This window comes from Amycolatopsis sp. NPDC004368 (assembly GCF_053602515.1).
In genome coordinates, this window is the sequence record NZ_JBSGDT010000024.1 from 32,015 (window position 1) to 57,532 (window position 25,518).

25 protein-coding genes are annotated in these 25,518 nt (G+C 71.6%); 14 read left to right on the forward strand and 11 right to left on the reverse strand.

All coding sequences use genetic code 11. The annotated features are described in order from the left end of the window. Nucleotides 1–18 precede the first annotated feature (18 nt). The 3 genes from ACWEOE_RS28530 to ACWEOE_RS28540 are packed head-to-tail and all read left to right on the forward strand — an operon-like array spanning nt 19 to nt 2,453. Nucleotides 19–852 carry a mycofactocin-coupled SDR family oxidoreductase gene (locus tag ACWEOE_RS28530; protein ID WP_452014440.1) on the forward strand — a complete coding sequence of 278 codons (834 nt, stop codon included), beginning with the start codon at nt 19–21 and terminating at the stop codon, nt 850–852. Further along, nucleotides 849–1,610: an SDR family NAD(P)-dependent oxidoreductase gene (locus ACWEOE_RS28535; protein ID WP_452014442.1), complete on the forward strand. Its 762-nt coding sequence runs from the start codon at nt 849–851 to the stop codon at nt 1,608–1,610. Before ACWEOE_RS28530 ends, ACWEOE_RS28535 begins: the two co-directional genes overlap by 4 nt. A gap of 42 nt (nt 1,611–1,652) precedes the next feature. Next, nucleotides 1,653–2,453: an SDR family NAD(P)-dependent oxidoreductase gene (locus ACWEOE_RS28540; protein WP_452014444.1), complete on the forward strand. Its 801-nt coding sequence runs from the start codon at nt 1,653–1,655 to the stop codon at nt 2,451–2,453. A gap of 9 nt (nt 2,454–2,462) precedes the next feature. Here ACWEOE_RS28540 and ACWEOE_RS28545 read toward each other — a convergent pair whose 3' ends face one another. Next, nucleotides 2,463–4,196, reverse strand: a complete 1,734-nt coding sequence (locus ACWEOE_RS28545) for an acetyl/propionyl/methylcrotonyl-CoA carboxylase subunit alpha (RefSeq protein ID WP_452014446.1) — start codon at nt 4,194–4,196, stop codon at nt 2,463–2,465. Nucleotides 4,197–4,385: 189 nt separating this feature from the next. Between ACWEOE_RS28545 and ACWEOE_RS28550 the strand changes: the two genes are divergently transcribed. From ACWEOE_RS28550 to ACWEOE_RS28585, 8 genes are all read left to right on the forward strand, one after another. Next, on the forward strand, nt 4,386–5,978 hold the full coding sequence (locus ACWEOE_RS28550) for an acyl-CoA carboxylase subunit beta (protein WP_452014448.1): 1,593 nt from the start codon (nt 4,386–4,388) through the stop codon (nt 5,976–5,978). Continuing rightward, a complete protein-coding gene (locus tag ACWEOE_RS28555) occupies nt 5,975–6,775 on the forward strand; it encodes an enoyl-CoA hydratase/isomerase family protein (protein ID WP_452014450.1) in 801 nt (266 codons plus the stop codon). Before ACWEOE_RS28550 ends, ACWEOE_RS28555 begins: the two co-directional genes overlap by 4 nt. Continuing rightward, a complete protein-coding gene (locus tag ACWEOE_RS28560) occupies nt 6,775–7,575 on the forward strand; it encodes a nuclear transport factor 2 family protein (protein WP_452014452.1) in 801 nt (266 codons plus the stop codon). Before ACWEOE_RS28555 ends, ACWEOE_RS28560 begins: the two co-directional genes overlap by 1 nt. Before the next feature lie 9 nt (nt 7,576–7,584). Beyond that, on the forward strand, nt 7,585–8,823 hold the full coding sequence (locus ACWEOE_RS28565; protein ID WP_452014455.1) for a cytochrome P450: 1,239 nt from the start codon (nt 7,585–7,587) through the stop codon (nt 8,821–8,823). Then, entirely contained in the window at nt 8,820–9,014 is a 195-nt protein-coding gene (locus ACWEOE_RS28570; RefSeq protein WP_452014457.1) for a ferredoxin, read from the forward strand. The genes ACWEOE_RS28565 and ACWEOE_RS28570 overlap by 4 nt, the downstream gene beginning before the upstream one ends. Continuing rightward, complete coding sequence (locus ACWEOE_RS28575; protein ID WP_452014459.1) at nt 9,011–10,954, forward strand: oxidoreductase; 1,944 nt, start codon at nt 9,011–9,013, stop codon at nt 10,952–10,954. Before ACWEOE_RS28570 ends, ACWEOE_RS28575 begins: the two co-directional genes overlap by 4 nt. 154 nt (nt 10,955–11,108) lie before the next feature. Then, nucleotides 11,109–11,792 (forward strand): TetR/AcrR family transcriptional regulator, encoded by a 684-nt coding sequence (locus ACWEOE_RS28580; protein WP_452014461.1) that lies wholly within the window; start codon nt 11,109–11,111, stop codon nt 11,790–11,792. 22 nt (nt 11,793–11,814) lie between these two features. After that, nucleotides 11,815–12,054, forward strand: a complete 240-nt coding sequence (locus tag ACWEOE_RS28585) for a hypothetical protein (protein ID WP_452014463.1) — start codon at nt 11,815–11,817, stop codon at nt 12,052–12,054. 7 nt (nt 12,055–12,061) lie between these two features. On the opposite strand, the gene ACWEOE_RS28590 is transcribed toward ACWEOE_RS28585, so the two are convergent. The 3 genes from ACWEOE_RS28590 to ACWEOE_RS28600 form a co-directional block, all read right to left on the reverse strand. Beyond that, nucleotides 12,062–12,862, reverse strand: a complete 801-nt coding sequence (locus ACWEOE_RS28590; RefSeq protein ID WP_452014465.1) for an alpha/beta fold hydrolase — start codon at nt 12,860–12,862, stop codon at nt 12,062–12,064. A gap of 94 nt (nt 12,863–12,956) precedes the next feature. Next, entirely contained in the window at nt 12,957–14,105 is a 1,149-nt protein-coding gene (locus ACWEOE_RS28595) for an acyl-CoA dehydrogenase family protein (protein ID WP_452014467.1), read from the reverse strand. A gap of 246 nt (nt 14,106–14,351) precedes the next feature. Further along, nucleotides 14,352–15,086, reverse strand: coding sequence for a LysM peptidoglycan-binding domain-containing protein (locus ACWEOE_RS28600; RefSeq protein WP_452014469.1), 735 nt, complete (start codon nt 15,084–15,086; stop codon nt 14,352–14,354). Between the two features lie 437 nt (nt 15,087–15,523). Between ACWEOE_RS28600 and ACWEOE_RS28605 the strand changes: the two genes are divergently transcribed. The 3 genes from ACWEOE_RS28605 to ACWEOE_RS28615 all read left to right on the forward strand — a co-directional run bounded on the left by ACWEOE_RS28605 (nt 15,524) and on the right by ACWEOE_RS28615 (nt 18,400). Further along, nucleotides 15,524–16,129: a nitroreductase family protein gene (locus ACWEOE_RS28605; protein ID WP_452014471.1), complete on the forward strand. Its 606-nt coding sequence runs from the start codon at nt 15,524–15,526 to the stop codon at nt 16,127–16,129. Nucleotides 16,130–16,213: 84 nt separating this feature from the next. After that, a complete protein-coding gene (locus ACWEOE_RS28610) occupies nt 16,214–16,900 on the forward strand; it encodes a TetR/AcrR family transcriptional regulator (protein ID WP_452014473.1) in 687 nt (228 codons plus the stop codon). A gap of 18 nt (nt 16,901–16,918) precedes the next feature. After that, nucleotides 16,919–18,400, forward strand: a complete 1,482-nt coding sequence (locus ACWEOE_RS28615; RefSeq protein ID WP_452014475.1) for a glycosyltransferase family 39 protein — start codon at nt 16,919–16,921, stop codon at nt 18,398–18,400. Between the two features lie 34 nt (nt 18,401–18,434). On the opposite strand, the gene ACWEOE_RS28620 is transcribed toward ACWEOE_RS28615, so the two are convergent. From ACWEOE_RS28620 to eboE, 7 genes are all read right to left on the reverse strand, one after another. Beyond that, nucleotides 18,435–19,205: a GntR family transcriptional regulator gene (locus ACWEOE_RS28620; RefSeq protein WP_452014477.1), complete on the reverse strand. Its 771-nt coding sequence runs from the start codon at nt 19,203–19,205 to the stop codon at nt 18,435–18,437. 123 nt (nt 19,206–19,328) lie between these two features. Further along, nucleotides 19,329–20,384 (reverse strand): amidohydrolase family protein, encoded by a 1,056-nt coding sequence (locus tag ACWEOE_RS28625; RefSeq protein WP_452014479.1) that lies wholly within the window; start codon nt 20,382–20,384, stop codon nt 19,329–19,331. After that, nucleotides 20,381–21,193 carry an ABC transporter ATP-binding protein gene (locus tag ACWEOE_RS28630; protein ID WP_452014481.1) on the reverse strand — a complete coding sequence of 271 codons (813 nt, stop codon included), beginning with the start codon at nt 21,191–21,193 and terminating at the stop codon, nt 20,381–20,383. Before ACWEOE_RS28630 ends, ACWEOE_RS28625 begins: the two co-directional genes overlap by 4 nt. Before the next feature lie 13 nt (nt 21,194–21,206). Beyond that, the gene (locus tag ACWEOE_RS28635; RefSeq protein ID WP_452014483.1) at nt 21,207–22,187 is read right to left on the reverse strand and encodes an ABC transporter substrate-binding protein; all 981 of its coding nucleotides are present in this window, start codon (nt 22,185–22,187) and stop codon (nt 21,207–21,209) included. Nucleotides 22,188–22,227: 40 nt separating this feature from the next. After that, nucleotides 22,228–23,088, reverse strand: a complete 861-nt coding sequence (locus ACWEOE_RS28640) for an ABC transporter permease (protein ID WP_452014485.1) — start codon at nt 23,086–23,088, stop codon at nt 22,228–22,230. 251 nt (nt 23,089–23,339) lie between these two features. Beyond that, the gene (locus tag ACWEOE_RS28645; protein ID WP_452014487.1) at nt 23,340–24,023 is read right to left on the reverse strand and encodes a helix-turn-helix domain-containing protein; all 684 of its coding nucleotides are present in this window, start codon (nt 24,021–24,023) and stop codon (nt 23,340–23,342) included. Between the two features lie 49 nt (nt 24,024–24,072). Then, nucleotides 24,073–25,275, reverse strand: coding sequence for a metabolite traffic protein EboE (gene eboE, locus ACWEOE_RS28650; RefSeq protein ID WP_452014489.1), 1,203 nt, complete (start codon nt 25,273–25,275; stop codon nt 24,073–24,075). Nucleotides 25,276–25,518 lie beyond the last annotated feature (243 nt).

Genomic DNA, 25,518 nt, shown 5'->3' on the forward strand with positions numbered 1-25,518 from the left:
GACGGCAGGAGGCGGACCATGGCGGGACGGGTCGAGGGGAAGGTCGCGTTCATCACGGGCGCGGCGCGCGGACAGGGCCGGGCGCACGCGGTGCGGCTGGCCGAGGAGGGCGCCGACATCATCGCGATCGACGCGTGCGAGGCGATCGAGACTGTCGACAAGTATCCACCGGCCACCGAGGCCGACCTGGCCGAGACCGCGGCTCTGGTGGAGAAGCTCGGCCGGAAGATCGTGGCGAGCAAGGTCGACGTCCGCGACGCGCAAGGATTGCAGGCCGCGCTCGACGGAGGCGTGGAGCAGCTCGGCGGCCTCGACATCGTCGTCGCCAACGCCGGCATCGCGACCTACGGCATGTCGTGGGAGATCACCGAGGAAATGTGGCAGCGGATGCTCGACGTGAACCTCACCGGCGTCTGGCACACCGCGAAGGCCGCGGTGCCGCACCTGATGCGCCGCGGTGGCGGGTCCATGGTGTTCACCAGCTCGATCGGCGGGTTGAAGGGCATCATGCAGGTCGCGCACTACGTGTCGGCCAAACACGGCATGGTCGGCCTCATGCGCACGATGGCCAACGAGCTGGCCGGGCACGCCATCCGCGTCAACACCGTGCACCCGACCAATGTGGACACCCACATGATCCAGAACCCCGGCACGTGGGGGATGTTCGCGCCCGAGGACCCGGACCCGACGCGCGAGGCGGCGATGCCGGGCTTCCGGTCGCTCAACGCGCTGGAGGTGCCGTGGGTCGAGTCGGTGGACATCGCCAACGCCGTGCTGTTCCTCTCCAGCGACGAAGCTCGCTACATCACCGGCGTGACGCTGCCGGTCGACGCGGGGGCCGCGGTCAAGTGAAGGTCGAGGGATCTGTCGGGCTGGTCACCGGCGGCGCGTCCGGCCTCGGCGCCGGCACCGCGCGGATGCTGGTGGCCGGAGGTGGCCGGGTGGGGATTCTGGACCTGCCCGGCTCGGCGGGCGCGCGGTTCGCGGCCGAACTCGGTGATGCGGCGATGTTCGTGCCGGCCGATGTGGCCGACGAGGCCTCGGTCGAGAAGGCCGTCACCGAGGTCGCGGACCGGTTCGGCCGGCTCGACGTGTGCGTCAACGCGGCCGGGATCAGCCCGGCCGCGCGGGTGCTGTCGCGCAAGGGTGAGCTGCATCCGATCGACCTGTTCCGGCGCACGGTCGAGGTGAACCTGGTGGGCGCGTTCGACGTGCTGCGCCACGCCGTCGCCGTGATGACGCGCAACGAACCGGGGCCGGACGGCGAACGCGGGCTGATCGTCAACGTCTCCTCGGCCGCGGCGCTGGAGGGCCAGGCCGGGCAGGCCGCGTACTCGGCGTCGAAGGGCGGCCTGGTCGCGCTCACCCTGCCGCTCGCTCGTGACCTCGCGATCTGGGGCATCCGGGTGATGACCGTCTGCCCGGGGATCATGGACACGGGCATGCTGGCCGGGGCCGACGAGAAGCGCCGGGCCGCGCTCATGGACCTGCACGTGTTCCCGAAACGGCTGGGCCGCCCGGAAGACTTCGCCCGGCTGGTGGCGAGCTTCATGGAAAACGAGCTGCTCAACGGCGAAGTGGTCCGGCTCGACGCCGCGACCCGGCTGTGACTCCGGCACCACAACCACCGCGCGACAGCGAGGAGAAGTCCGATGTCCCCCGACACCGCGCCACTGGCGAGCCGCGTCGCCCTCGTGACCGGCGGTTCGCGTGGCTTGGGCCGCGCGGTGGCGACGCGGCTGGCCGCCGAGGGGGCGGCCGTCGCGGTCAACTTCCGGCGTGACTCCGGCGCCGCCGACGAGGTCGTGGCGGCCATCGCCGCGGAAGGTGGCACTGCGGTGGCCTACCGCGCATCGGTGGACGACGAAGCCGCCGTCACCGCCATGGTCCGGCGCGTCCGCGACGACCTCGGCCCGGTCGACCTGCTGGTGAGCAACGCCGGCACGGCGAGCCGTGGCACCGCGATCGCGGATACCGAGGAACAGGAGTACCTGCGCCTGCTGCGGGTGCACACGCTCGGCCCGCTCGCGTTGATCCGCGCCCTCCTGCCGGGCCTGCGGGCGGCGCCCCGGGGCGACGTGATCGTGGTCTCGAGCGCGATCGTCGAAACCACCCCGGCCGGCGGCGCCGCGTACACGATGGCGAAAGCCGCGATGGAGGCCGCCGCGCGCACCCTGGCGTTCGAGGAGCGGCCGCACGGTATCCGCGTCAACGTCGTCGCGCCCGGTCTGGTGGCCACCGACATGGGGGAACGGCTGGTCGCGGCGTCCGGCGCCGCGGGGATCGCGCAGCTCGACGCCCAGTACCCCTTCGGCCGCGTGGCGCGGCCGGAGGACGTGGCCGGGGTAGTGGCGTTTCTCGCGTCGGCCCACGCGGATTACCTGACGGCCCAACGCATCCGCGTGGACGGTGGTGGGCCGGGTGTCCCGATCGTCGCCGTCGGGCCGGCGTGACCGGAGGGCTCAGGCGAGCGTGATCAAGGGCGTTCCGGCGGTGACGGAGGTGCCGGGGGACACCAGGACGGCCTCGACGACCCCGCTCACCTCGGTGCGCACCGGCAGTTCCATCTTCATCGCCTCCAGCACGGCGACGACGTCACCCGCGGCGAGCTGGAGCCCGGGTTCGACCGCGACCGTGACCACGGTGGCGTCCATCGGAGCGGCAGGCGGACCGCCGGCCACGGTGGCGTCGCTCGAACGGCTTTCGCGAGCCGGCCGCTGCGCCGGGGCGCCGCCGGGCCCGGAACGGGTGGCGCGCCCGTGGATCGCGATCTCGACGGGCCCGCGGTCCGTGGCGATCCGGACCCGGCGGACGGGCGCGGTCGCCGGAACCACCACTTCCGCGGCACTCACCTCCGGCACCCAGTCGCGCTCCACCGAACCCGTGTCGTGCCGGCCTTCCGCGAACAGCTCCGACTCCAGGATCGTGCGCAGGTACGGCGCTGTCGTCGGCACGCCCGAGACGCGCAGCTCGCCCAGCGCGCCGATGAGCCGCCGCCGTGCCCGGTGGCGGTCGGAGCCGTGGGCGAGGACCTTGCCGAACAGCGAGTCGTACACCGCGGGCACGGTGTCGCCCGCCTCGACGCCGAAGTCGGCGCGGATGCCGGGGCCGGCAGGCACGGACAACCCGGACACCGGGCCGGGCGCCGGCCGGAAGCCCGCCGCCGGCTCCTCGGCCGCGATGCGGGCCTGGATGGCGTGGCCGCGCACCACGACGTCGTCCTGGGTGAACGGCAGCGGCTCGCCGAGCGCGACCCGCAGCTGCGCCGTGACGAGGTCCAGCCCGGTGACCAGCTCGGTCACGCCGTGCTCGACCTGCAGCCGCGTGTTCATCTCCAGGAAGAAGAACTCGTCCGAAGCGGGCAGCACGAGGAACTCGACCGTGCCCGCGCCGACGTACGCGACCTCGCGCGCGAGCGCCACCGCCGAGGAGCGCAGTGCGGCTCGCAGCTGCGGGGACAGGTCGAACGCCGGCGCCTCCTCGATCAGCTTCTGGTGGCGGCGCTGCACCGAGCAGTCGCGGTCGGCGAGGTGCACGACGTGGCCGTGCGCGTCACCGAACACCTGCACCTCCACGTGCCGCACCGGATTCAGGTACCGCTCCAGGTGCACCTCCGAACGCCCGAACGCCGCACCGGCTTCGCGCGCCGCCGCGGCCATCGCGTTGGGCAGCCCGGCGGACGACGTCACCACGCGCATCCCGCGCCCGCCCCCGCCGAAGGAAGCCTTGACCACCAAGGGAAAGCCGAGCTGCGGGGCCTCGGCCGCGGCCTGCTCGGGGGTGACGTCACCGGTGCCCGGTGGCACCGGCACCCCGCACGCCTCGGCGACCGCGCGGGCCGCGACTTTGTCCCCCATGCGCGCGATGACCTCCGCCGACGGCCCGACGAACGTCAGCCCCGCGGCCGTCACCGCCTCGGCGAACCCGGCGTCTTCGCTGAGCAGGCCGTAACCCGGGTGCACGAGCGTCGCGCCGGTGGACTTCGCCGCGCCCAGCACCGCGTCCACGTCCAGATAGGACTCCCGCGCGGGCGGCGGTCCGATCCGCACGCTCTCGTCGGCCAGCCGGACGTGCAGGGCACCGGCGTCCGCGTCGCTGTGGACCGCGACGGACCGCAGGCCCAGCTCGCGGCACGCGCGGATGACCCGAACGGCGATCTCACCGCGGTTCGCCACGAGGACGGTCCCGTCTGGCATGTCGGTTTCCCTCACATCCGTGCGCATCGGGGGTCGGCACCGGCCCCGTGGAGACCTGTCTACCAACCGGTCGTCTGATAGTCTAGTGTCCGCCCGGTACGACGTGATCCGGTGTTGAGTGATCCGGTGTCAAGTGATCCGGTGTCAAGTGATCCGGTGTCAAGTGATCCGATGCGGCCAGGAGGTTCCGTGACGAGCAGGAGCACCGTGCACGACGGCTCGGGTGCGGACCGGGGTCAGGGCTCGGGCGAGCCGGCCGAGGTCACGATGGCCGATCGGCTCGCCGTGCTCCGCGAGAAGCAGGCGGCCGCGCACGCCAGCGGGGGCCCGGAAGGCCTGCGCCGGCACCGCGAGTCCGGTCGCTTGCCCGTGCGCGAGCGGATCGAGCTGCTCGTCGACGCCGGCTCGTGGTTCGAGATCGGCGCGCTCGCGCTGCCGGAGCTGCGCCGCGAAAAGCCGATCCCCGGCGACGCCGTGGTGACCGGGTTCGGGCTGCTCGACGGCCGCCGCGTCGGCGTGATCGGCATCGACTCCTCCGTGGTGGCGGGCACGACCGCCCCCGTCAGCATGCGCAAGCAGGGCCGCCTGATCGAGCACGCGCAACGCCACGGCTTCCCCCTGGTCCTGCTCTGCGATGCCGACGGCGGCCGGATGCCCGACGTGTCGGGCTGGCGGTTTTCGGGTCTGCCCCTGGACTTCACCACGTTCCTCAAGCCGCCGCCGGGGCAGCCGGTCGTGCCGCGGGCCGCGGCGGTCCTCGGCCCGAGCTACGGTGACTCGGCCCTGCACGCCTCCACCGCGCACTTCGTGGTGATGGTGCGCAGCGGGTCGATCGCGCTCTCGGGTCCGTCGGTGGTCGAGCCGGCCATCGGGGAGAAGGTGACCGACACCGAGCTCGGCGGCCCGGCCGCGGCGACCGAAGCCGGCAACGCCCACCTCGTCGTGGAGACCGAGGCCGACGCGATCGACGCCATCGCCGCGTTCCTGTCCTACCTGCCGCAGAACTCGGCGCAGCAACCACCGCTCGCGCCCCCGCGACCGCCGGCGCGCGACCCGCGTGAACTCGAGTCGATCGTCCCGCTCGGTCCGCGTTCCGGGTACGACATGCGCGACGTTTTCGCGTGCCTCGCCGACGAGGCGAGTGTGCTGCCGTGGGGCGACGGCTGGGGCCCCAGCCTCCTGTGCGCCCTGGCCCGGATCGAGGGCCGGGCGGTGGGGCTCATCGGCAACCAGCCGATCGTGCGAGCCGGCGCGCTGGAACCGCCCAGCCTGGCCAAGGAACAGGCGTTCGTGCGGCTGTGCGACACGTTCGGCCTGCCGCTGGTGTTCCTGCACGACGTGCCCGGCCTGATGATCGGCACGCAGGCCGAGCGCGGGGGCATCCTGCACGGCTACGAGGGGCTCGTCTCCGCGATCGCCGAGGCCGGAGTGCCGAAGGTCGGCGTGGTGCTGCGCAAGGCCTACGGCGGCGGCCACTTCGCGATGGGCGGGCGGCCGACCAAACCCGACTTCCTCTACGCGTGGCCGAGCGCGGAGCTGGGGTTCATGGCGCCCGAGACCGGCATCCGCACGATCCACCGGCGCCGGCTGGAACGCGTGCTGGCCGAGGAGGGCCCCGAGGCACACGCGGCGCTGGTCGCCGGGCTGACCGCGGAGTGGGTGAGCGAGGCCGAACCGTGGGAGGCGGCCGCGCACCTTTCGCTCGACGACGTGATCGAGCCCGCCCGCACGCGGGACGTGATCGCGACGAGCATCGAGATCGCTTCGGGAGGACTCGCGTGAGCGGCTGGAACTCCGCCTCGGCCACCACTTTGCGCGTCGAGACCGGCAACGGTTCGGACGCGGTGGCCGTGCTCACCATGGACACACCGGGCAAGCTCAACGCCATGGGCCGCGCATTCTGGCCCGAGCTGAGGGACGCGCTGGCGCACCTGGCCACCGACGGCCGCACCCGCGCGGTGATCATCACCGGCGCCGGGGACCGGGCCTTCTCGGCAGGTGGCGACATCGCCAGCTTCGCCGACCTGACCGACGTCGTCGCCAAGCGCGAGTTCCAGCAGGACTGCATGCGCACCTTCGCGGCGGTCGAGGAGTCGCCGCTGCCGATCGTCGCCGCGGTGAACGGGTTCGCCCTCGGCGGCGGGTGCGAGCTCGCGCTGGCGTGCGACGTGGTGGTGGCCGCCGACACGGCGACGTTCGGGATGCCCGAGTGCGCCGTCGGGCTCGTGCCGGGGTTCGGCGTGCTGCGCGCGCCCGCCGTGATCGGCCGGCACTGGACGAAGCTGATGATGTTCGGCGGCGAGCGGGTCGACGCGGCCACAGCGCTGCGGATCGGCCTGGCGCAGAAGGTCGTGCCGGCCGCGGAGCTGATGGCGGCCGCGCGCGAGCTGGCCGGGCGGTTCGCCGCGATGGCCCCGCTCGCCGTGGCCAGCGGCAAGAACCTGGTCAACCGCGGCGTGGACCGCGGCGAGTACGACCACTCGACGGCGGCGCTGACGACCCTGCACGCCACCTCCGACGCCGCCGAGGGCATCGCCGCCTTCCTCGGCAAGCGCGTGCCCCGGTTCGAGGGCCGCTGATGACCAGCCGCCCCGACCCGTTCGTGGCCCTGATGCGCCGCTACGTCAACGACTACACCAACCGCCACGACGTGTCGGTGTGCGCGCAGATCATGGAACCCGGCTACGTGCTGCGCATGGGACCGCACGAGGTCGCGGGCCGCGACGACGCCTACATCCCCGCGGCGCAGCGGCAGTTCGAGCAGTTTCCCGGGCTGTGCCTCACGGTCCACGAGATCGTGACCGACGGGCGCAAGCTCGCGATGCGGTTCTCCGAGCACGGCCGCCGCGCCCGCGACGGCCGGGTCGCGGTGTGGACCGGCCTCGGGCTCTACGGCTGGAACGGCAGCCGGCTCGAGACGAACTTCGTCGAGCAGGACTACTGGGCGCGTCGCGCTCAGCTGAGCTCGGGAAGCCCGGCCGAGGTCGGCCCACCCGCGCCGGCGCCGTGGGACACCGTCGCCGAACCGGTGAACCCCGAGGCGGAAACCGTGGTGCGCCACTGGCTCGACGCCGGCGGGGCCATCCGGCCGCGGGAATCGCCGGGGGTCCGCTTCGACGACGGCGACACCGGGTCCTTGCTCACCGACGTCTCGTCGCGCGTCGACGAACTGTTCTCCGCGGGCGAGCACGTCGCGTTCCGCGTCACCGCGTCCGGCAGCTACGCGGGCGGCCTGGGCGAGACCGAACGCGTCGGCACCCCCGCGACCCTGCACCTCGTCGGCCTGGTCACGGTCGATGACGGCCGGATCGGCGGCTGGATCGTGCGTGACCGGCTCGGGCTGGTCCGCGGTCTCGCCGCACCGGCCGCCGCCTCCTGAGAGGACACCATGGCAGTCACCGAAAACTCCGCCGACCTGCTCGCCCCGGCCGCGAGCGCCGACCCGTACCCGGTGCTGGCCGCGCTGCGCGAAGCGGATCCGGTGCACTGGAGCGAAAAGCACCGGGCGTGGCTGTTCACCCGCTACGAAGACGTGTCGGCGGCGTTCCAGAACAAGGCGTTCTCCAGCGACCGGGTGCGGCCGCTGCTCGCCGCGCGCGCCGAACGGCCCGAGCAGCCGGCCACCGCCGTGCTCGGGCTGATGGCCGACTGGATGGTCGTGTCCGATCCGCCCGCGCACACGCGGTTGCGCAAGCTGGCCGCGGGCGCGTTCAAGGGCCAGGGGATCGCCCGCATGGACGGCATGATCACCCGGATCGTCGACGAGCACATCGACGCCTTCCTTCGGGGTCCGGGAACGCAGGACCTCATCGAGCACATCGCGTATCCCTTGCCCACCACCGTGATCGCCACGATGCTCGGCGCGCCGCCCGAGGACCGCGACCGCTTCCGTGAGTGGTCCGACGAGCTCGCCCTGGTCGCGTTCGGCGCCGGCGGGCAGGCGCGCGCGGACCGGCACGAGCGGGCGCTGCGCGGCCTGCGCGAAATGGACGCCTACCTCCGCGTGCTCATCGAGCGGCGCCGCAGCGACCCGGGTGAGGACATGCTGTCCGCGCTCATGGCGCACGACGGCGACGCCGACCACCTGTCCGACGACGAGCTCGTGGCCATGTGCGCGCTGCTCTTGTTCGCAGGCCACGAGACCACCACCAACTCCATCGCCAACTCCCTGCTCGCCCTGCTGCGGCGCCCGGCGGATCTCGATCGGCTGCGCCGCCAGCCCGAGCTGATCGGACCCGCGGTCGAGGAACTGCTGCGGTTCGACGGGCCGATCAAGGTCCTGATCCGCTGGGTCGTCGCGGAAACCGAGGTGGGCGGCCGGAAGATCGTGCCCGGTGAGCGGGTGCACCTCGTGCTCGCCGCCGCCAACCGCGACCCGGCGAAGTTCACCGACCCGGACGCGCTCGACCTCGGCCGCGCGCCCAACCCGCACCTCGCGTTCGGCAAAGGCATCCACGCCTGCATCGGGGCGCAGCTCGCCCGCATGGAAACGCGGATCGCGGTGAGCCGGATCCTCGCGAAGCTGCCGGATCTCGCCCTCGCCGGCGATCCACAGTGGAAGGTGAGCCTGGCGTCGCGGGCCATGGAGGCGCTGCCGGTCACCCACGGCGCGGGGAGGACCTCGTGAAGATCGGCCAGGTGCCCGGCAGCTGTCAGGGACACGCGCAGTGCCACATCATCGACGCGGATCTCTTTCCCCTCAACGACGAGGGCTTCTCCGGTGTCGGCCCCGAGGACGAGGTGCCGGCGGGGGAGGAGGACATCGCCGAGCTGGGGGTCGAGGCGTGTCCGGTGGCGGCGTTGCGGGTGCTGCCGTGAGCCCTGTCCCGGACCCGGTGGAGGTGTTGTTCACGCCGATGCGGGTCGGGCGGGTCACCTTCGGCAACCGGCTGGTCATGGCGCCGATGGGCACCTGCCTCGACCAGGGCGGGTACATCACCGACGACACGGTCGCCTACTACCGCCGGCGCGCCGAGGGCGGCGTCGGCGCGATCACGGTCGAAGGCTGCCTCGTCTCCGCGGACACGATGGGGCCCGAGCCGCGCCTGAGCGCGCCGGAGTTCGTGCCGGGGCTGCGCCGGATCGTCGACGCGGTGCGCCCGCACGGCCCAGTCATGGGCGTGCAGCTCATGCACCCGGGCCGGCAGGTGGTGGCCGGGCCGTCGGTGGCACCGTCGCCGGTGCCGCTGAACTCGGCATCGCCGACCCCGCACGAGCTGACGGCGCCCGAGATCGACGGAATCGTGGCGGACTACGCGCGGGCCGCGCGGCTCGCGGCGGAGGCGGGGTTCGACTACCTGGAGGTGCACGGCGCCCACGGGTACCTGCCGTCGAACTTCCTGTCGCCCCGGCACAACCACCGCTCGGACGGCTACGGCGGGTCACTTGAGAACCGCGCCCGCTTCTCGCTGGAGGTGGCGCGCGCGATCGTCACGGCGGTGGATCTGCCGCTCGTCTGGCGGCTCAACGGCACCGACGCCGAACCCGGCGGGTTCGACCTCGCCTCGGCCGTTACCGTCGCGAAGCTACTGGAAGACGCGGGAGTCGCGGCGATCTCGGTGTCGGCCGGCACTTGGCTGACCCTGCACGAGACCCTGGCCCCGATGGCGGTCGAGCGCGGGCGGATGCGCCCGCTGGTCCGCGCCGTGCGCCAGGCCGTGTCGGTGCCCGTGATGGCGGTGGGGCGGCTCGACGACCCGGCCCTGGCCGCCGAGGTCGTGGCCTCGGGCGACGCGGATCTGGTGCTGCTCGGGCGAGGCCTGATCGCCGAACCGGACTGGCCGGATCTCGTGCGCGCCGGGCGGCTGGGCGAGGTGCGCCCGTGCATCGCGTGCAACGCCTGCGTGGACCTGGTCGGGCGCGGTGAGCGTGCGCGGTGCTCGGTCAACCCGGAAGTGGGGCGCGAGCGCACGTGGGCCGTCGAACCGGCCGAGGCGCGGCGACGCGTGATGGTGGTCGGGTCCGGGCCGGCGGGGCTCGAGGCCGCGCGGATCGCCCGGCTGCGCGGGCACGACGTGTCGCTCTGGGAGGCCGACGACACCCTCGGCGGCAAGCTGGCGGTGGCCGGTGCGGCGCCGAGCAAGCGGGAAGTGCTGCGGTTCCGCGACTTCCAGGCCCGTCGGCTCGCCGAGCTGGGGGTCGAGCTGCGCACGTCGGCGCCGGTCTCCGCGCGGACGGTGGCCGAGCAGCGGCCGGACGTCGTGGTCGTCGCGACCGGCGCCGTTCCCCTGGTGCCGCCCGTGCCCGGCATCGACGGACCCCACGTGCACGATGCGTTACGACTGCTGCGCGGCGAGATCGAGGTGGCTCCGGGGACGCGGCTGGTGGTCGTCGGCGGCAGCGCCACCGGCTGCGAGACGGCCGAGCTGATGCGCGCGGCGGGCGCCGACGTCACGATCGTCGAGATGCGCGGCACCATCGGGCGCGGCATCGAGGCGATCACCCGGCGGCAGCTGGTGAAACAGCTCGCGCGCGACGGCGTTCGCATTCTCACCAACGCCGTGGTCGTCGGGATCGAGCCGGGGCTCGTGCGCTGGCGCCCGGCCGGCGACGACCCGGCCGCGGAGGAGACCGTGGCCGAAGAGACCGTGGCCGCCGACCTCGTGGCTCTGGCCATCGGCTGGCGCGCGACGGGACCGCAGGTCGCGGCCGAGCTGGCGGCAGACGGCGTCGACGTCCGCGTCCTCGGCGACGCCGACAACCCGGCCGATTTCGTGCGCGCGGTCAATGCCGGCGCCGATGCCGGCCTCACCGTCTGAGGACCGGCCCGCTCGCCGACGGTAGCGTGATCGCCACGCCCCGGGACCTCGGTCGGTGGTTCGTTGATCGGTCGTTTGGTAGATTGAGGGCTTCCGAACGTCCGCTCGTGCCCAGTGCGCCCGGCGGCGAAGCTCACGAATGAGGGTGGTCCGGGTGCGGCAACCGGCGGGCAGGGCGGAGCGGCGCGGTGGTGGTTCGCGCAAGCCGCGCGAGGAGCGGTGGGCGGAGCTGTTCGCCGTGGCCACCGAGGTCTTCTACGAAAAGGGCTACGAGGGCGCCTCGCTGCAGGACATCGCCGACCGCCTGGGCCTGCTCAAAGGCAGCCTCTACTACTACATCCACTCGAAGGAAGACCTGCTCTTCGAGGTGATGAGCGAGGTCCACCGCCAGGGCCTGGCCAACATCGTGGAACTCGCGAGCCGCCCGGGCGACCCGCTGCAGCGGCTGCGCAACGTGATCGTCGGGCACGTCGACCACATGTGCCGCAACCTCACCGGCACCACCGTTTTCCTGCACGAGCTGGCCGCCCTGCCGGAAGCCCGCCAGGCCGAGATCCTCGGCGGCGAGCACGCCTACCGTTCGGTGTTCCTCGACCTGGTGCAGAAGGGCAAGGCGGAAGGCTTGGTGCGCCCGGACATCGACCCCAAGCTCGCGAGCCTGTCGATCCTCGGTTCGGTCAACTGGGTCTACCGCTGGTTCCGGCCCGGAGGCGAGTTCACGCCGAAGCAGATCGGCGAGCACTTCGCCGATCTGATCCTCCACAGCCTCGCGGCCGAGGGGGCGCTGCCCGCCGAGAAGCCGGCGAAACCCAAGCGGGCCAAGGAAACCAAGGCCTGACGGCACAGGCGGGGGAGACACCATGACGGGCGCGACGAAGGGTCTCGGCCTGGCGGCGATCGTCGCGATCACGGTCGGCGCGGTGGTGCTGTCCGTCGGATCTCTCAGCTACCAGGCCGATTCCGGCTCGGAAAACGGGGCGAACATCGGCGCCGGTGTCGCGTTGACGTTCGGCCCCTATTTCGTCGCAGTCGGCCTGCTCTTGGGAATCGGCGCGGCCGTAACCCACTTCGCCAGCCGGGCACGCCGACCCCGTCCGTGAGCCGCGCTCACGCGTCGAGGAACTTCCGCAGTGCCGTGTCGAACTGTTCGGGCTGTTCCAGGAACGGGCAGTGCGCCGCGTCCTCGATGATCTCCAGCCGGGATCCCGCGATGTGCTCGTGCAGGTAGGGGGCGTTGCCCGCCGGCACGGCGATGTCGTCGGCGCCGGTGATGATCAGCGTCGGGACCGTGATGAGGTCGAGCACGTCCCGGTAGTCCTGGATGATGAAGTCCCACGATGCCAGCGCCATCGCCGCCTGGTCGCAGCGGCTCATCTCCGCCAAGGTGGCGGCGCGGTCGTCGTCGGAGAGCTGCGCGGCGAAGAAGGCCGGCAGCAGGCTTTCCGCTGCGGCGCCGAAATCGCTGCCGACCAGGCCCACCCAGCCCAGCAGGCCGTCGAGGTCCGCGAAACCCAGGCCCCAGCCGTCGGACTTCAGCAGTTTCGGGCTCGCGCCGACCAGCGTCAGCGTGTGCAGGCGGTCGGTGCCGAAGAGCTCCACGTACTGCAGGGCCGTGGATCCGCCGCCGGACCAGGCCACGAGGTGCACCGGCTCGGCACCTGTCCACGCGATGACCTCGTTGAGGTCCGCCGCGAGCCGCGCCGTGCGCTGGCCGCGGGTGGTCTTGTCCGACTCGCCCTGCCCGCGCGGGTCGTAGGACACGACCCGGAACGAGGGGGTGAGCGTCTCGAACTGCTTGCGGAACCACCACGTCGAAACGCCCCAGCCGGGCAGAAGCAGCACCGTGGGACCGGCTCCCTCGTCCCGCACGTGCAGCCGGGTGCCGTCGCGCATCGTCAGGTCGGGCATCGTCGCCTCACTCTGTCTACCGGTCGTTTGGTGGCTGTTCGTTGGTGGCAGAGCGTAGCAGTGGGCCGCGCCACAGCCAAGACATCCGCGCGGCTCACAATCCCAGTGAGCGACCGATGATCTCCTTCATGACCTCGGTGGTGCCCGCGTAGATCGTCTGGATCCGGCCGTCGACCCAGGCCCGGGCGACGGGGTGCTCGCTCAGGTAGGCGGCGTCGCCGTGCAGTTGCACGGCCCGGTCCACGACCCGCTTGCACAGCTCGGTCGTCCACCACTTCGCCTGCGCCGCCTCGACCGCGTCCAGCTCGCCGCGGCTGTGCGCCAGCAGCAGCCGGTCCACGTAGGACTGGGCGATCTCGGTCTCGGTCTTCAGCTCCGCGAGCACGAACCGGATGTGCGGCAACGATCCGCCTCCGTCGCCGAACGCTTCGCGGCTCTTCGCGTGTGCCAGCGACAGCTCGTACGACCGGGCCGCTTGCGCCGTGGCCTGCACTGCGACGGCGAGCCGTTCCTGGCTGAGGTGGTTCATCATGAGGTAGAAGCCGCGGCCCTCTTCGCCGAGCAGGTTGGTGGCGGGCACGCGGACATCGTCGAAGAACAGCTCGGCCGTGTCGGCGGCGTGCTGCCCCACCTTGGCCAGCTTCGCGCCGCGGCGGAACCCCGCGCGGTCGGTTTCGACCACGAGCAGCGAGATGCCCTTGCGCCCGGCCGCGGGGTCGGTCTTCACCGCGGTGATCACCAGGTCGGCGTTGAGGGCGTTGGTGATGAAGGTCTTGCTGCCGCTGACGACGTAGTCCTCGCCGTCGCGGACGGCACGCGTGGTGATCGCCGCGACGTCGGAGCCCGCGCCGGGTTCGGTCATCGCCAGCGCGAGGATGGTCTCGCCGGCGACCACGCCGGGCAGCCAGCGGGCGGCCTGCTCCGGTGTGCAGTGGTCGAGCAGGTACGGCAGCGCGATGTCCGCCTGCAGCGACAGGCCCAGCCCCACGCCCAGCACGTCGGCGGCCGCGAGCTCCTCGTTGAGGACGGCGTTGAAGCGGAAATCGGTGGTCCCACCACCACCGTGCTCCACGGGGGCGGCAACGCCGAGCACGCCCGCTTTCCCGGCGGCGGTGAACAGCTCGCGGTCGACGCGGCCGGCGGCCTCCCACCGCTGTCGGTGGGGCGCGACCTCGGTCGCCACGAACCGGCGGACGCCGGCGCGGAAAGCCTCGTGTTCGCCGTCGTAGACCGAGCGCTGCACCGTTCGCACCTCGTTTCTGCCGGGTGAGGCAGAAACTACCTGACGGTTGTTTGGTGAGTAAACCCGCGGTGGGGACGAGCGGGGTAGGCGAGCTGGTGTTCCCACAACGGAGCCCGCTTACCCCGCGCGCCCCTCACACCGCGTGGCGCCTTCGATGCCCGAGCGCACCGGCGGCGGGGGATCCGCGGTGGCTCGCCGGCCGCGTCCGCGGCGCCCGGGGGAAAGCGGCGCGGACGCGGCCGGGGGTCACTTCGTGGCGATCTTCTGCCCGACCAGGATCAGGTCGGCGTTCGGGATGAAGGAGGCGTTGAGCTGCTGCAGGTGCTGCCAGCCGCCGGACGCGCCGGTGCGCGCCGCGATGCCCGACAGGGTGTCGCCCGCGACGACGGTGTAGTCGCCGTTGGGGTTCGACCGCGTCGCGCCGGTGGCCGGCGTGCTTCGGACCTGCGGCTTGGCCTGCTTGGCCTGCGCCTTGACCTGCGGCTTCGCCTGGGCCTTGAGCTTCGCCTTCGCCTCGGGCTTGGCGGCCTTGGCCTTGGCGCGGCCCGTGGCGGCTGCGGCCGAACCAGTGCCGCCCTGGCCCGCGAAGGACGCGAAGGCGGCCGGGCCCGAGCCCGTGTGGCACTCCCACGGGGCCGAACCCGAGCGGGCGTAGATCGTGTCCGCCACGATCTGCTGCTGCGCGGGGGTGGCCTTGTCCGCGGTCGGGGCGAACTTGCCGCCGCCGTTGGCGAGCCAGGTCTTCGTCACGATCTGGAACAGACCGGCCGGCCGTCCGGCGCGCTGGCCGGCCGCGGTGTTGTTGACCGCGGTCGGGTTGCCGGAGCTCTCGCACTTGACGAGCGCGGCCTGCCCGGGGAAGGCGTTGGCCGTGCCGCCGACGAGACCGATGCCGCCGAGCGTGGCGCCCGCGAGAGCCGCGGTGGCGCCGGTGCGTTTCAGGACGGTCTTGGTGTGGCTGGGTTTGCTGTGTCGTCCCACGGGGGTGGGCTCCTTCTTTGTTCTCACACCGCGCGCGTCCGGTTTCGCGCCCACGTTCGGGCCGCGTGTGCCGGGGTTCTCGCGGTGGCTTCCGGTCGCTGATCCTCGGGGTGGATCGCAGGTCACCGCGAAAGCACGAGAAGGTTAAGAACAAGCAACGACAGGTGTACAGGGTCCGTGGGAAGCGACACAGATCATCAACGTGAGTAGCGGGAGCACGACGTTGTGTCACAACATGTCTTCGCTGACTGGGGAAAAGATCACGGCTCAGTTGAACGGAAATCTGTGCCCCACAGCACTGAGTAACGTCTTGGCCGCCCAACTGGGGAAATTTTCCCACCTTCGTCACGGTTCGCCAATGAGCACGATTTTTTCCGACTGTCGCGGTTTCGGGCGATTCCTGGCCGTGATCGTGACGCCTGCGCCATGCTGATCGAATGGAGTTCTCCGAGGTTCTGCGCCACCGTCGGATGGTCCGCGCCTACCGGCCCGACCCCGTGCCCGCCGACGTCCTGCGCCGCGTGACCCGCGTCATCCGGCGCGCCCCGAGTGCCGGGTTCAGCCAGGGGCACCGGCTCGCCGTCATCACCTCGCCCGAGATCCGGGCGCAGATCGCCGACATCGCCGAGACGCCCTACCTCGACGCCGGCCTCCCGGCCTGGATTTCGAAAGCGCCCGTGCACATCGCCGTCGGCATCCGCGAGGCGTCCTACCACGAGCGCTACCAGGAACCCGACAAGACCAACGAAGACGGCACCGAGGGACAGTGGCCCGTTCCGTACTGGTGGTTCGACAGCGGTGCGCTGCTGAGCCTGCTGCAGTGCGCCGCCACCGACGAAGGCCTCGCGACGGGCTTCTTCGGCCCTGGCAACGAGACCCGGTTCGCACAGGTGCACGCCCTCACCGGCTTCGCGGACGACGTGCGGCTGTCGGGGATCATGACGCTCGGCTACTCGGCCGAGGCCCCCGACGCGCGGCCGAGCGGCAGTGCGGGCAAGCGCGCGAAGCTGCCCCTGGACGAGCTCGTCACCTGGCGCGCCTGAGGTCGATTCCGCCGAACCGGCCGTGGTGTGGTTTCCGCTGCCCGATGTATTGACTGACTCAGTCAGTCATTCAATACTGGTGCGATGCGAGGACGGGTGCCGGCCAGGCCGGTGGGGGAGGTCGCCGAAGCGGCCGTCGGCGTGTTCACGGCCAAGGGCTACCAGGCGGCCGGGATCTCCGACGTGTCCGCGGCCCTCGGGCTGAGCCACGGCGCGGTCTACACCTACGCCAAGAGCAAGGAAGCCCTGCTGTACCTGGCTTTGCTGCGCCTGATCCGCCCGGCGGCCCTCGACGGCCTCGCCACCCCGGTGCCCAGCCCGACACCGGAGGAGATCGTGGCGCTGGTCGACGGCTGGGCCTCCGACGACAGCGTCCTGCCCGCGCTGGCGGCGACGTCGGGCCGCCGGCAGAAACCCGTCGGCGAGGAGCTGGGGGAGCTCGTCGACGAGCTGTACGCCTTCATCGAACACAACCGGCGACTGCTGGCCCTCGTCGAACGGTGTGCGGCCGATCTGCCGGAACTCGCGCAGTACTACTTCGGCCGGCGTAGGCGGGGGATGCTCGACACCCTCGCCGAATACCTGCGCCGGCGCGTCCGTTCCGGTGCGCTGCGCCCGGTGCCGGACATCCCAGCGGCCGCGCGGTTCATCGTCGAGACCATCGCCTGGTTCGCCTGGCACCGCACCGGCGACCCCGACTCCGCCCGTCTGGACGACGCCGCCTGTCGCGAAACCGTGCGCCACCTGTTGCTGTCCGCGTTCCTGCCCTGAGCGGAAGGACGAAAACCCATGCCCGACACCGCAGAACCGGACAACCGCCCCGTCGCCCTGGTGTGGCGGCCGCTGCTCGCGGTGGTGGCCGTCGCCGGGGTTGTCCACCTGGTGGTGGCAGCGCGGTTCGGCTGGCACCGCGACGAGTTCTACTACGTGATCTCCGGCCGGCACCTCGCGTGGGGCTACCCGGACCAGCCGCCGTTGACGCCGGTGCTGGCGCGGCTGGCCGCCGAGCTGCCCGGGGGCGTGCTGTCGCTGCGGGTGCTCGCGATCGTGGCACAGCTGGGATGCGTGCTGCTGGCCGCGAAGCTCGCGGCCGAGCTCGGTGGCCGCCGCCGCGCCCAGGTCCTCGCCGCCGTGGCGACGGCGGTGTGCCCGGTGTTCGTCGCGGGCTCGATGTTGTTCGGCACGACGGTCACGGACCAGCTTGTCTGGGCGGCGGTGTTCGTCACCGTCGCCAGAGCGCTGCGGCTGGGCAGCGTGATGGCCTGGCTGGTGGCGGGGGCGGTGGCCGGCGTCGGGCTGGAGAACAAGGACACCGTCGGGGTGCTGCTGCTGGGCATCGTCGTGGGGCTGGTGGTGTTCCGCCGCCCGGTCCTGCGGACACCGGGGCCGTGGCTCGCCGGTGGGCTGGCCGCACTGCTGCTTGCGCCGAACGTCGTGTGGAACGCGCAGCACAGCTGGGCGCAGCTGCGCATGGCCGGTGTCCTTGCGGACAAGCAGGGCGGTGCGCTCGGGGCGTTGCCGAACGTGCCGCTGCTGCTGCTCGTCCTCGCCGGGCCGCCGCTGATCGTCCTGTGGGTCTTCGGTGTGAGGTGGCTCTGCTCGGCCGCCGGCCGCGACCACCGCTGGGTGCTCGTCGTCGCCGTGACGGCCCTGGTCGTGTTCACCGCCGGCGGCGGCAAGGTCTACTACTCGGCACCGGCATTGCTCGGGCTGTTCGCCGCCGGCGCGGTCCACGCCGAATCCCGCGCCGCCGGCAGCCGGTGGCGCTGGGCGACGGCGCTGGGCCTGTCCGGGGTGTTCGCGGTGCTGATCGGCCTGCCCGTCCTCCCGCTGCGGGCCGAAGCGGTGCCGGCCTCGGTCAATCCGCAGCTCGTGGAAACCGCCGGCTGGCCCGAGTTCGTCCACCAGGTCACCGCCGCCGCCGACACCCAGCCACCCGGCACGACGATCTTCACCGGCAACTACGGCGAAGCCGGCGCCCTGACGATCCTCGGCCCCGCGGCGGGCCTGCGCAACCCGGTTTCCAGCGCCCACAACGGTTATCTCCTGTGGGGCCCGCCGACGGGCACCCCGGACTCCGTGTTGTGCGTGGGCGAGTTCGGCCCGGACTACCTGCACCGCTTCTGGTCCGACGTCCGGGAGCTCGCCCCCATCAGCGCCCCGGACGGCATCGCGAACGAGGAAACCACCCACCACGCGGCGATCTACGAGTGCCGCCGACCCCGCGGCAGCTGGGCCGCGCTGTGGCCGGGACTCAGCCACCTGGATTGAGCAGGCCCCAACAGTCCTCAGTGGACCGCCGAGCTCACTGGTCCAGATACGTCCGGATCACCGAAAACCGCAGGTAATCGTCGTTGACGTGCACCACCGTGACCGCCACCGGCAGCTCGTCGGCCCGGATGTGGGTGTGGCGCAAACGCAGGACGGGGCTCGTGGGGGCGATGCCGAGGGCCGCCGCGACCTCGGCCGGCGGCAGAGCCGGCCGGATCTCGGCGACGGAGTAGCAGACCGGCATGCCGGTGTCGGTCTCCACGAACTCGAAGGTCGAGCGGCCCGGGTCGCTGTCTTCCGGGTGCTCGCCGAGCAGGGCGGCCGGCACGTGGTCGACGCTGTGCACCGCGGGCCGGCCGTCGGCCTCGAAGACCCGCTCGATGCGCAGCGCGGGCCCGCCCGCGGGGACTTCGAGGGAGCCCGCGAGCTCCTCGTCGAGGGCGATCACGCGCTGGTCCAGCGTGCGCACGCCGGGCCGGTAGCCGGCCTGGGTCAGCAGGTCGACGAAGGGACTGGCCTCCGCGAGGTTGGCCGCGAGGCCGATCGTGTGCCGGTTGATGAACGTGCCGCTGCCGTGCAGCCGCCGGATGCGGCCTTCCTTCTGCAGCGACTGCAGCACCGAACGCAGCGTCGCGCGGCTGACCCCGAGCGCCGTGCTGAGCTCCTCCTCCGACGGCAGGCGGTAGCGGCCCTCGGCGGCGTAGCGCGTGATGGCCTCGCGCAGCTGCTCCTTGGCCTGCCGATAGGAGTCCGCGGCGACGCTCCGGATGGAGACGGGCGTCAGCTCCGGCTCACGCATGGTCATCGGTCGTCCTCCCCGGTGCGGCCTCACGGCCTGTCGTACGGCACGGTACCGACCCGCTGCGTTCGCCGGCCCTTACGACGAGCGTAATGACCTTGCCCCGCGGACTGAACACCCGTGGCCCGCTCAGCGGGCGGCGCGCCACCTCGGTTCCCACTCGGCCAGCTGGTCCAGGGTCTCCTGCTCGCTCCAGCCGGAGAGGCCGGCGAAGCGGGCCCAGTTGCCGCCCACCAGGTTCGCGAGGTCGAGCCGTGAGATCGGGGCGCCGGGGTCGGCGACGTCGTTGATGAGCGTGAGCTTCGGCAGCAGGACGGCGGGCTTGCCACCGCCGGGGTAGTCGGTGCCCCAGCAGATCCGCGACAGGGGGCAGCCCAGCTGCTGGGCCCGCAGCAGGAAGTCGTACAGCCCGCGCTGCGTCGACTTCGTGGCGAACATGCTGATGTCGAGGTACGTGTTGTCGTGCCGGGCGACCATGGCGAGGCATTCGTCGACCCAGGGGAACCCGGCGTGGCAGACCAGCAGCGGCAGGTCGGGGAAGTACCGGGCGACCTCGTCGAGCGCGCCGGGCCGGCCGTAGTCGAGCACCGTGTCCTTCGCCGACGACGTGCCCATGTGCACCATCACGCCGATGCCGAGTTCCACCGCCCGCTCGTAGATCGGGAACGCGAGATCGCGATCCGCCGGCGCGTAGTGGTCGTACATCGGGTACAGCTTGAGCCCCTGCAGGCCCAGCTCGCCGACCGCGCGGGTCAGCTCGTCGCGAGCCCACTCGACGCCGCGGAACTTCGGGTTCACCGCGCTCATGCCGATCAGCTCGGGGTGGCTGCGGGTGAGCGAGGCGATGTAGTCGTTGCTCTTGGCCACTTCGAGTGGACCGTCCACATCGGTCACCCGGCCCAGGTCGATCGTGCCGCGTTCGCCGTAGGTGGTGTAGGTCGAGGGCGCCACGGCGAGCACGGTCGCGCGGTCCACTCCGGCCGAGAGGTGGTCCTCGACGAGGGTGCCGGGGTCGATCGGGTCCAGGTCGCCCTCCAGTCCGGCCCAGTCCTCGTCGGTGGCCGGCCGGTACGCGGGCAGCCGGCCCGCCCGCCGGTGCCCGGGCGCGCGCATCTCGCGCACGAACCGCTCGTGCCCGGGCGGCAGGGCGGTGGCCAGCACGTGGTTGTGGCAGTCGATGATCACGCGTCGAACTCCTCGGCGAGGCTGCGCCAGATCGCCCGTTGCAGGCGCTGGAACTCGGGTTCGAACCGGACCTCCTGGAAGTGCCGCGGCCGGTCCAGGGAAATGCGGAACTCCTCCTTGATCGTGCCGGGGCCCCGGCTCATCACGAGCACGCGGTCGGCCATCGCCACGGCCTCCTCGACGTCGTGGGTCACGAAGACCACGCTCTTGCCGAGGTTCTCCCAGATGGACAGGAACTCTCCGCCGAGGCGGATGCGCATCTGCGCGTCCAGCGGTCCGAACGGCTCGTCCATCAGGTACACATCCGGGTCGTAGGCCAGCGCGCGGGCGATGCCGACCCGCTTGCGCATGCCGCCGGAGAGCTGGTTGGGATAGCTCTGCTCGAACGAGGCGAGCCCGACCAGCTCGACCAGCCGCGCCACCTCTGCGCGCTGCTGCTCGGCGGGAACTCCCTTCAGCGCCAAGGGAAACCGGATGTTGTCGGCAACCGTGCGCCAGGGGAACAGTGCGTCGGACTGGAAAACCAGGCCCACGCCTTCCGGCACGCCTTCAGGCACCGGTTGCCCGTCGAGCCGGATCTCGCCCGTGGTGGTGGGCAGCAGGCCCGCGATGAGCTTCAGCAGCGTGGACTTCCCGCAGCCGCTGGGGCCCACGAGCGCCACGAACTCGCCGGGGGCGAGGTCGAGGGTCACGTCGTCGAGTGCGACGAAGCGGCCCTTGCGGGTGCGGTAGCTGAGCCCGACCTCGCGCAGGCTGAGCTTCGGGGTGGCCGCGACGGATTCGGGGGAGGAGGTCAGGGTCTCGGTCATGTGGTCCTCCCGGCTACTTCGCGGGCAGCAGGCTGTAGTCGAAGATGTCCCCCGTGGACGGAACCGGCTCGGTGAGGAAACCGGTGCGCACCAACAGGTCCGTCGAGGACTTCACCACGGCGTCCTGAGCTTTCAGGTCGCCGGGCACGCTCTTGACCGCCTCGGTCACGATCGTCTTGAGGTCGGCGTCGCTGATCTGGTAGCCCTGCTTCTTCATCCACGTCGTCGCCTGGTCCGCGTTGGCCTTCGCCTGCGTGGACGCCTCGGTCATCGCGGCGAGGAACGTCTTCATGAGGTCCTGGTGCCCGGAAACCCAGTCCTGGTCGGCCATCGCCACGATGTCGACGTAGCGGTAGTCCGGCTCCTGCCACAGGACCTTGAACTTCCCCGTGCGCAGCAGCTGCAGGGTGTCGGGCTGGCTCGTCATCCCGGCCACGACCTGGCCGCCGCCCAGCTCGGCCTGCATCGTCGCGCCCGCACCGCCGCTGACGACCGTGAGGTCCTTCTTCGGGTTCAGGCCCGCGTCCAGCGCCGCCTTCTGCATCTCCGTGTCCGACAGCGTGCCCGGCGCGGTCACGGCCACCTTCTTGCCGGCGAGGTCCTTGACCGACGCGATGTCGTTGCGGGCGACCATGAGGTAGGAGAAGCGGTCGTTGGCCACGGCGTAGGCGCGCATCTTCACACCCTTCTTCTGCGCCAGCACGACGTGCCCGATGTCGCCCATGAACACGTCGGCGCTGCCGCCGATGAGCGCGTTCGTGGCGGTGGAACCACTGGTGACGCACATGGGCTTGATCGTGATGCCCTTCTGGGCAGCGATCCCGCTGTTCAGCGCGAGCTCGGCGGCGATGGGCGCGAGCCCGCTGCAGAACAGCTCGACCCGGATCGTCTTGGCGTCGCCGCCGCTGCCGGCCGAGGAGCTGTTGCACGCGGTGGCGGTCGCGGCCAGGGCGAGGGCGGCGACGGTGGCCGTCACGCGGGAGAGGATGGTCATCGGTGTGTCCTCATCTGTGAAGTCCGTGCGGTGGGGGAGCTCAGCGGGTGGCGCGGTGACGCAGCACGCGTCGCTCGACGAGGGCGACGAGCTGCTCGGCGAGCATGGCGATCACGGTGATGATCACGAGGCCGGCGAAGACCCCGGTGGTGTCGAGCACGTTGGCGGCGTAACCCATGTAGTAGCCCAGGCCCTGGCTCGCGCCGACGAGCTCGGCGATCACCGCGCCGATCAGCGCCAGCGCGATCGAGAGCCGCAGGCTGGTGAGGATCCACGGCGCGATGGAGGGCAGGATGGCCCACCGCAGCCGGGCGGTCCACGGCGCGCGGAAGCTGCGCGTCATCTCGAGCAGGTCGGGTTCGATGCCCCGCATGCCCTGGTAGGTGTTGTAGAAGGCGACGAACACGACCATGGTCACGACCATGAAGATCTTCGACTCGAGGCCGATGCCGAACCACACGATGAACAGCGGCGCGAGCGCGACCCGGGGCAGGCTGTAGAGCGCCATGATGTACGGGTAGAACCAGCGCCCGACGGTCTGCGACGGCGCGATCAGCACCCCGAGCGCCACGCCGATCACCATGCCGATGGCCAGCCCCGCGAAGGTTTCCGCCAGCGTGGTCCCGAGGTTCGGCCACAGCGTGCCGCCGGTGACCAGCTCGCCGATCCGCTGGACGATCAGCCACGGACTGCTGACGGTGAAGGCCCCGAAGACCTCCCCGGCCAGCTGCCACAGCGCCACGATCAGGACGCCGACGCCCCACTGCCCGCCCCGGACCACCCGCCGGTGCCGGCGATCGGCGCGGCGGTCGCGTTCGTCCTGGGCGTCGGCCCGCGAGTCCTGGGCGCGGTCACCCCGGTCGGTTCGTCCTGCCGGGGACTCGACTCGGTCGGCCACCATCCGCTGCCTCCTCAGACGTCAGACGTCTGACGGACCATAGGAGGCCGATTCGGCGGGCACAAGGTTTCTCAGGTGATGGGACTACACGCGTTATGTTCGTTAATGTGATCGCAACAATCGTTGCCGCGCAATGGAAGCGCCGGACTGGCCGGCGCAAGCGGGTGACCGAAGTTTCCGGGAGGACCAGGCCCTGTGCGGCGAGAAGGCGCGGCCGGCGGGCAACGATCTTGGAAGCGCCGTGCTGAACAGCTTCACCGAGCCGGTTTACGCCCGTGGACGAACCAGATCGCCTCGGCCGGGCCGTCGCCGCGGTTGGTGAGGCGGTGCGGGGTGGTCGAGTCGAAGGCGATGGAGTCGCCGGCGTGGAGCTCGTAGGTGTCGAAGGCCAGGGCGACCTCCAGGGTGCCGCTGATGATGTAGCCGTACTCGATGCCGGAGTGGCGGGTGAGCTTCTCGCCGGGCACCGAGCTGCCGTCGACCTCGTAGCGCACGTGCAGGAAGTCCACCGTGCTGTCGTGGATCGACGAGAGCTGCTCCCAGGTGACACCGGAGTCGAGGACGAGCTGCCGGCGTTCACCCGGGCGCAGCATGGGGCTCTGGTGTTCTTCGGGTTCCTCGTTGAGCTTCGCCAGCGCGCCGTGGAAGCTGTGGCGCTCGACGCCGGCGGCCGGAGCGGGGGCGGGCGGCACAGCTTCCGCCCCCGCTCCGGCGAACAGTTCGTCGATCGAGACGTTCAGCGCGGTGCACATCGCGTACAGCGTCGCGACCGACGGCTGCGACTTGCCGTTCTCGATCTGCGACACGAAAGCGGCCGAGTAGCCGAGGTCGCGCGCGAACTGCCGCAGCGTCACGCCGACCTCTTGGCGGCGGGCGCGCAGCTTCGAGCCGAGGTTCGCCGCCTCGGGGTGCTCCGCCGGCTCGTGTCTGGCTGCCACTGCTCGCTCCTCGTGCTGTCGTTCAGTCAGTGTTCACTGTAGCTTGACGTCAAGCTGTGAGCCGTCCGCGGACGAAGTCCAACTCCCGCACCACGTAGTCGGTGATGTCGCCGGTCTTGAGGTCCTCGGGCAGCACGTCCCAGGTGTAGGTCTCGATCTCCAGGTGCGACGACTGCGGCTGCGCGCGGTGCCGGTCCAGCGCCTGCTCCACCGCGAACCGCGTGGTGCGGAACGGGCCCAGGTCGTCGAGGAACACCGGCACGTGGAAGTGCGTGCGCCACTCGCGCGTGCCGCCGGGTTCGCGCCGCCACGCGGCGATGGCGTCGGAGAGGTTGAGGTGGCGGGTCACGGTGCCCTCGCGCAGCTCCGAGGTCTGGCTCAGGTAGATGGTGCGGGTGAACCGTTCCAGCTCGCGCACCACGTCGTCGGTCACCTCGGGCACCCACAGCGCGGCGGCCTGCTGCAGCTTGAAGATCGGCACGCCCGCGGCGGCCAGCAGGTCGAGCGAGGCCGGGATGTCGTCGAACTCCACGGCCTGGTGCCCGATGTCGAACACGATCCCGACGTGACGGCGCAACGCCCCGAACGCTTCCGCGAGCGGCAGGTCGGCGAGCTCGGACAACGTTTCGGCCGCCGTCCGGCAGTAGAGCCGCGTGGTGAAGTACTCCACCGTTTCCGCGATGGTTTCCAGGTAGCAGAACGGTTCCGGCTCGATCGCGAGCTTCACCCGGCGCCCGGTGCGGCGTTCGAGCGCGACGAGGTGGGCGACGACCCGCAGCACGTTGCGGGTGAACAGCTCCACGTACGCCTCACTGGTGACCTTCGGCCGGTAGGCCAGCGGCACCGTCTGGATGGTCGGCTCCACGCCTTCGCCCGCGATGTCCGCGAGCACGTCGGCCACGCGGTTCGTGTAGGCGACGCGCTCCTCGGTGCTCCAGTCCGGCTCGTACACGTCCTCCATCACCGAGCGGCCCTTGAACGGCCCGTGTGGGAACGCGTTCACGGTGTAGACGTAAAGATCGTTCTCCGCCAGGTACTTCTTCAGCCGGTCCCGCTCGTCGCCGTCATCGGCGAGGCGTGCGGAGGACGCGCCCGAGATGCGCAGCGACACCCCGAACGGCGCGTCGGGCGACACCCGCCGCTTCACTTCGGGCACGTAGGTCTCGAGGCTGGCGTTCATCTCCTCCCACGTGTCGCCGGGGTGCACGAGGGTCGAGTAGGACAGGTGGCCCAGACGCGTGCCGAGGTCCATGGGTTCCTCCGGAGGAGAGCGGGAGAGCGGGTGCCGGAAGCGCTGCGGTGACGGAAAGCAGCGGGCGTTTGCTCGAAGTGAACAGCTCGGATGCCTGTGCTGTCAAGAAAGAACACTGATGACCTGGCGTTTGGCAGAACCTGTTCGCCGCCTCTTGACTCACCGGGCGGTTCATTGTTCACTATCGCTGTACAGCGTCGTCGAACGGGATCGCACCCGGCGAACAGCGACGCCGCGTCCGCG